Source organism: Tangfeifania sp., from assembly GCF_055108615.1.
Window position 1 is genome coordinate 22,447 of the sequence record NZ_JBSQIC010000043.1, and the last position, 6,425, is coordinate 28,871.

Consider the following 6,425-nt stretch of genomic DNA (forward strand, 5'->3'; position numbering starts at 1 on the left):
TATTTTAGAAAGGTAAATGCCTTTGAATTTTACTTATGCGCTTAAAAAACAGACTTATTAGGAACGCCACAACTATACCCAATACTGCATTTATTATAGCATATCGTGTAATTATTGAAGAGGTAAAATCTGCTGTTGCGGGATCAGTGAGATAAACAGCCAAAAAGCTATTGGCAAACCCAATTGTTGAAGCTATTACAACAATCGTACTTACACCTAACCAGATTAACCAGTGCCAATATTTTCCATATGGATATCTCCATAAAAAATAAAAAAGTGTCATTAATCCAATTGGAATCAATATGAAAATTAATCCCATATTGGTATAGCCACCTTCATTAAACAATTTGGAAAAAATTGGTTTATATTGTGCAGAAAAAATCCCAAAAATTTCATTTTCGTATAATGCAGCGAAGGCATAGCTTAAAAAGCTCATATTAGTTAATTTTTTATGGAAACAATAAAACTGGCTGTATATTCTTTTTCTGAAATATCTGTGTAAGCTTCTTTAATCGCCTGGGTTAAATGTTTAAGTCCAAATGTAGTAGCTGTGTCAACTGGAGCATTAAGGTCATTCTCGGTTGTCGATTCTTCAATCCAGTCAGGAAAAGCATATTTTAAGTTCACCTGCAATTCACCGGTCGGATTTCCACTTGCTTTTACAGTGATTAAATGTGAAGGTTCAAAAGGTAAAGCCTTGAAAAGTAAAGGAGAAAGTTCTGTTCCAAGAGACAACTCAGTAATTTCATAATTTGGTGAGCTATTGTAATTGGTAGAGTCTAAAAAATAGGATCCGGTATAAGGGATACTATCAAAATCAACGGCAATTGAAAACTGAAATTCATTAGTATAGTTATCCAAACTGATATTTTTTATAGTATGTTTCTCTCTTTTATCTGGCATATATTGGCCTAAAGAATTATGGGCAACTACTTCGTAAGGTACATCAAAATCACTCGCAATGAAGAAGCGTGCCATATTTCTATATCCATCAAGTCCATGGAGGTACTCCTCTGAAAAGTATTCTGTGAGCAATTCTGAGTTGCCAAAAATCCAGATATAATAAGGTCGTTGTTGATTTAATTCAGGTATTTTTCCTCCTATTCCGGGAAAATAATCACCTTCAAAATTTGATGAAAATTGTACAAATAAAGTTTGCAAGTTTTCATTCATAAGTCGCTGAATAAATTTAGTCCTTAAGGTTTTCCCCTCATTAATTAATGCATTAAGTGGATCATCATGATTTCCAACATCATAAATCCCATCAGAAATCAAAATTGATATACTATCATGCCCGGCATTTGTCAAGGCCTCCACAAACATAGCATTTAGATTGCTATGTTTAATGTTTCCACAACGAAAACCATTTTTATTTAATCTACTTGTTAAATCATCGGCACTTTTCCCGATGGGAGTAATATGCAAATGTCTGCCATTTATGAAATTGAAATCGAATTCAGTATTGCCCCTAATTAAATCGGTTTTTTGAGCAAGCTCAGTAAGCACATTCACATATTCAGTATTTGAGCTAACAAATCCGAACATGCTTTCTGAGTTTTCAATAAAAAATGTGGCTTTTCTAACTTTCTCAGGGACTGGTGCTTCAACAGATTTTTCCTGATTATTTTCATTATCGTTTCGTTCCCTGCTATTACAACCGCACGGGAGTGTTAAAAAAGTAATTACTACTAAAATTAATAGGTATAGTTTTTTATTCATGGTTATTAAATCGATTGATTGCTAAAAAAAGAGGAATTATTTGATTAAGTTGGATTAATTCAAAATATTCATTCGAACCTGACCTTAGGTAAAAATGTGAAAATGTAACCGGAAAAAATTTAATTATGTGCTTAAAATGATTTTGTTGCATTTGATTTAGTTTTAATGGCAGATTTATTTTAACGATTTAAAAGTAAAAATTTATCACTAATAATTCAATGATTATCTACAATTTTTATTTAAAGTTCGTCTTTTACAAATGTCAAAATAGGGTTCTTTCTTTGCATGCATGTCCTACGTAATACCAAATAAACCTGAATTAGTAGTCATTCTCCATCGTTAATTCACATCAAGTTCAAGCGTCACCTGTGTTTCATACTCATAAAAAATAACATCAAAATTGAAATTAATAAATTCCAAAAATTTCGATGAGCACTTTTTCACGGTAATCAAAAATCTCTTTCAACTGTTTTTTTATGAAAACTGCATTGGCAATGGAGCCAAAAAATCCGAACGGCGGTTTGTACGAAACAATGTCGGACATCAGCACGCCACCTTCAACGGGTTCCAACTTATGCTCGTGGTGCCAGATTGAATAGGATCCGCTGCGCTGTTCATCCACAAACTATTCTTTCTCTTTTACATGCGTTATTTCAGTTACCCAATTCATTTTAATGCCCAAAACCGGGCTCACTTTGTAGGTAATAATCACGCCCGGATACATTTTTTCTGAAAGCATTTCAGAAGTGATATCAAACCCCATGTACTCCGGCGTTATTTTTTTCAGGTTGGCAGGCGCTGAAATAAAATCCCAAACCTCGTCGATGGTTGCCTGAACTTTTTGCGTTTTATGCAATTGATAGAATCCCATGATTAAAATTTTAATTCAGAACTTCGTTTTCAATTCCACATCTTCCGAAAAAAGCATTGCGGTTTCAATTAACGCTAAATGCGAATAGGCCTGCGGGAAATTGCCAAGTAACCGTTTGGAGTCAAAATCAATGTCTTCGCTAAAAATTCCCAAATGATTGCAGTACGAAAGCAGTTCGTCAAACAGTTTTCGGGCCTCGGTTTTTTCGCCGATTCTATGTAGCGCCTGAATCAGCCAAAAGGTGCAAATTGTAAAAGAAGAGGACGGCAACCCAAAATCGTCGCGGTTTTTATACCTGTACATCAATCCGTTCCGGCTAAGTTCCCGTTGCGTTGCTTTTACGGTACTAATGTATCTGGGATCGCTGGCATCGATAAAACCATAAGCTTCCATCAGCAGTGTGGAAGCATCGAAATCATTTGAACCGTAAGCCTGGGTAAACGATTGCAGCTCTTCATTCCAGCCTTTTTTTAAGATATCCTCTTTAATGGTTTCCCGCAGCCCCGACCATTTTTCAACATAGTGCTGGTCTTTAATGAGTTCAGCTACTTTAACTGCCCTGTCAACAGCTACCCAACACAGGAGTTTTGAAAAAATAAAATGACGGTGATCGTGCCTGATTTCCCAGATTCCGCGATCGGGCTTGCGCCAGTTTTTGCGAACTATACGCACAATGCTGCGCGTAATAGTCCAGAGTTCTTCGCTGTTTTGCAACGAAACCTCAAACAAACTGAACTGCTGGTAAATAACATCCATTAAAATGCCATAAATATCATGCTGCTTTTGTTTATAGGCAGCATTCCCAACACGCACAGGCGCACTGTTTTCATACCCTGAAAGATGGCTGAGAATACGTTCGCGCAGGTTTTTTTCCCTGTTAATTCCGTACATGATCTGAATTTTTTCGTCTTTATCCGATACCACATCTATAATAAAATTCAGAAAGCGTTCGGCGCTTTTCCAGTGGCCAATTTTGGTCATTATCTTAATCACCATCGAGGCATCGCGCAACCAGCAAAAACGGTAATCCCAGTTCCTGATCTCCCCAATGGTTTCGGGCAGCGAAGTTGTGGCAGCCGCGAGTACTGCACCTGTTTTATCATAACTTAACAGCTTTAAAATTAATGCGCTTCGTAAAATTTCCTTGTTATAGCTACTAAACCTGTGCGTGTCTTCCGACCAGTTTAACCAGTAAACTTTGGTGCGCTGCAGTTTAAGGTAAGCGCGTTCAACCGATTGTTTCAGCAACTTTTGATTGTAACTAATCAGGAAATAAACATCATTTTCAATTTCAATTTCATCGCCATTAACCACTTTTTCTTTATCCAGGCTGGTATAAAGGTATAACGAGTCGTATGCGCCGCTTTTGGTAAAACTTTTAATATATTTTTTACGCACCTCGGTAATGGTTTTCCGTTCGGCGTATTCCAGTTTCGGGTTATAGTTAACCCTGAAACGCGGTTTTCCTGATTTCACTTTAATGTACCTGATAACATCAGGCGGAGAATAAACCTGTTGCCGCCCGTTGTGATAATGATAGCGGGGCATAAAATCCAGCAGTTCAAAGCTGTCGGCCCCGTTCGAAAAGCTGGTAATCAGAATATTTGTTTTATCTAAGTATTTTTGAGAAATCCTATAGCTGTCGTCTGTGATAATTTCAAAGCTTCCACCAATCTCTTTGTCAAGCAGTTTGGCAAATACCGATGCCGAATCGAACACCGGCAGGCACAACCACTCCAGCGCACCGGTTTCCGAAATAAGGGCGGCACTTCTGCAATTACCAACAATACCGTAATTCAAATTGTCCATTTTAAAATGTTTTGCAATTTCTGTTTTGCAATTTGGTTTATTTTCCGTATAATAATGTGCAAACAAAAATAGAAAAACTATGAATCGATTTCTAATAATTTCAAACCGATTACCCGTACAAATTAAGATTTCGGATGAAGAAATTAAGTTAACACAAAGTGTTGGAGGACTTGCAACCGGAATGATGTCGGTTAGCCAATCGTTTAACAATCTGTGGATTGGCTGGTCGGGAGTTGACCGTGATCAACTTAACGAAAAGCAAGGCAAAAAGGTAAACCAGTTACTTAAAAAGGAAAATTGTGTTGATGTAAATTTAACAGAAGAAGATGTTGAACTTTACTACGAAGGCTTCAGCAACAAAACCATCTGGCCATTATTTCACTATTTCAACCAGTTTGTTGAGTACGAAGAGGAACAATGGCAGGCTTACAAAAAAGTGAACCAGAAATTTGCTGATGTTATTGCTGAAAACATGAAGGATGTGGATAAAATCTGGATTCACGATTACCACCTTCTCCTGCTGCCACAAATGATTAAGGAACGTTTCCCCGATGTAACAATCGGCTTTTTCCTGCACATTCCTTTCCCTTCCTACGAACTTTTCAGAATACTGCCGTGGAGAATGGAAATCATTAAAGGGATGTTGGGGGCCGATTTACTCGGGTTCCACACTTTTGATTACGAAAGGCACTTTATGAGTTCGGTTCGCCGGTTGCTGGGCTACGATATCAACATCAACGAAATTAATTTGCCCACACGAATTATAAAAGTGGACAATTTCCCAATGGGCATCGATTATGATAAGTTCCACGAGTCGGCACTGGAATCGCAAAAGCGCTCGGTACGCGACAAATCGGAAGTCAGAAAAGAACTGGAACGTTACTACCTGTTATATCCCGAAACCAAGTTTATACTCTCAATCGACCGGCTCGATTATACCAAAGGGTTAATAAACCGGTTGGAGGCATTTGAATATTTCCTTCAGGAATATCCTGAATACCGCGATAAAGTCACGCTTGTAATGCTGGCTGTTCCCTCGAGAATTGGTGTGGAACAATACCAGCAAATGAAAAGCGAACTCGATGAAATTGTGGGCCGGATAAACGGAAAATTCTCTTCGATTAACCGGACCCCCATCTGGTATTTCTACCGGTCGATGCCTTTCGAAAACCTGGTTGATTTATATAACTACTGCGAGATTGCCCTGATTACACCAATTCGCGACGGCATGAACCTGGTTGCCAAAGAATTTATTGCATCCAAAACCGATGGCCGGGGGGTATTAATTCTCAGCGAAATGGCCGGTGCTTCAAAAGAGATGAGCGAGGCACTGATTATCAATCCGAACGACAAAGCGCAGATTGCAGCCAATATTAAAAGAGCAATTGAAATGCCGCTGGAAGAACAGATTGAACGGAACACCATTCTCCAGAAAAGACTGAAACGGTACAATGTTGAAAAATGGGCTACCGACTTTCTGAATGGCATGGAAGAAGTTCGCCAAAACGAACAAAATTACAAAGGGAAAAGGCTTACCAGCTCCAATAAAAACAGGATTATCAAGAATGTTTGCAATTCGGACAACCGAATTTTCTTCCTCGATTACGACGGAACGCTCACCGGTTTTGAAGACAACCCGAAACATGCCAGACCCGACAAGGATTTATACGAGCTCCTCGATGAACTGGCCCAAAATCCTAAAAACAGGGTGGTACTCATCAGTGGGCGCGACAAAAACACATTCGATGAGTGGTTTGGCGACAAGCCATATACCCTGATTGTTGAACACGGCGTGTGGTTCAGGCCTGCCGGCGAAAAGTGGCAGATGATTGAACCACTGGACGACAGCTGGAAAGAAAGCATCTACTCAGCGCTCGAGTTTTATGTTGACCGTACGCCGGGGTCGTTTATCGAAGAGAAAAATTACAGCCTGGTTTGGCATTACCGGAAATCTGACCCCGAATTGGGATTAAACAGGGCCATTGAGCTAAAAGACGAACTGACAAGCCTGGTTTCGAACCTAAAT

General features: G+C 38.9%; 6 protein-coding genes. 1 reads left to right on the top strand and 5 read right to left on the bottom strand.

The genetic code is table 11. The features are described 5' to 3' along the window. Positions 1 to 4: 4 nt before the first annotated feature. The 5 genes from ACTCNA_RS10655 to ACTCNA_RS10675 all read right to left on the bottom strand — a co-directional run bounded on the left by ACTCNA_RS10655 (position 5) and on the right by ACTCNA_RS10675 (position 4,399). On the bottom strand, positions 5 to 436 hold the full coding sequence (locus tag ACTCNA_RS10655) for a hypothetical protein (RefSeq protein ID WP_462947899.1): 432 nt from the start codon (positions 434 to 436) through the stop codon (positions 5 to 7). A 5-nt stretch (positions 437 to 441) separates the two neighbouring features. After that, positions 442 to 1,719, bottom strand: coding sequence for a hypothetical protein (locus tag ACTCNA_RS10660; protein WP_462947900.1), 1,278 nt, complete (start codon positions 1,717 to 1,719; stop codon positions 442 to 444). 406 nt (positions 1,720 to 2,125) lie between these two features. Then, a complete protein-coding gene (locus ACTCNA_RS10665) occupies positions 2,126 to 2,341 on the bottom strand; it encodes an SRPBCC family protein (RefSeq protein WP_462947901.1) in 216 nt (71 codons plus the stop codon). 3 nt (positions 2,342 to 2,344) lie between these two features. Further along, complete coding sequence (locus ACTCNA_RS10670; protein WP_462947902.1) at positions 2,345 to 2,590, bottom strand: SRPBCC family protein; 246 nt, start codon at positions 2,588 to 2,590, stop codon at positions 2,345 to 2,347. Between the two features lie 15 nt (positions 2,591 to 2,605). Next, on the bottom strand, positions 2,606 to 4,399 hold the full coding sequence (locus ACTCNA_RS10675) for a glycoside hydrolase family 15 protein (RefSeq protein WP_462947903.1): 1,794 nt from the start codon (positions 4,397 to 4,399) through the stop codon (positions 2,606 to 2,608). Between the two features lie 79 nt (positions 4,400 to 4,478). Here ACTCNA_RS10675 and ACTCNA_RS10680 point away from each other — a divergent pair. Next, a partial coding sequence (locus ACTCNA_RS10680) for a bifunctional alpha,alpha-trehalose-phosphate synthase (UDP-forming)/trehalose-phosphatase (protein WP_462947904.1) occupies positions 4,479 to 6,425 on the top strand: 1,947 nt, incomplete at its 3' end.